Annotated in this window: 1 protein-coding gene; it reads left to right on the top strand. The window is 50.6% G+C overall.

Annotation, left to right across the window (positions count from 1 at the left end; all coding sequences use genetic code 11):
• Positions 1-257, top strand: a 257-nt coding sequence (locus E8Q33_RS16855; protein ID WP_371413305.1) for a cobaltochelatase subunit CobN, incomplete at its 3' end; no start/stop codon positions are given.

The following is a 257-nucleotide window of genomic DNA, read 5'->3' as shown; positions in this document are numbered from 1 at the left end:
ATTGACGCCTTACTGAATGGTCTGAATGGGCGATTTATCTCACCAGGTAAAGGCAATGATCCGATCCGCACACCCGATGCACTGCCCACCGGGCGAAATTTTTATGCGTTGGATGGCAGTTTACTGCGACCCGTGTGGGTTTTGATATTGGTCAGCAACTGGCTGCGCCGGTATTGGCTGGCGAAAAAGGCAATATTGAAGGTCATGAAGTTGGCGATCGCAATAAACAAGGCGTCATTCTCTGGGCCTCTGATTCG

The sequence above is a fragment of the Methylophaga sp. SB9B genome, assembly GCF_004832235.1.
GTDB lineage: Bacteria > Pseudomonadota > Gammaproteobacteria > Nitrosococcales > Methylophagaceae > Methylophaga > Methylophaga muralis.
The sequence above is the reverse complement of the archived record's forward strand: the minus strand, read 5'-3'. Positions and strand labels throughout refer to the sequence as shown.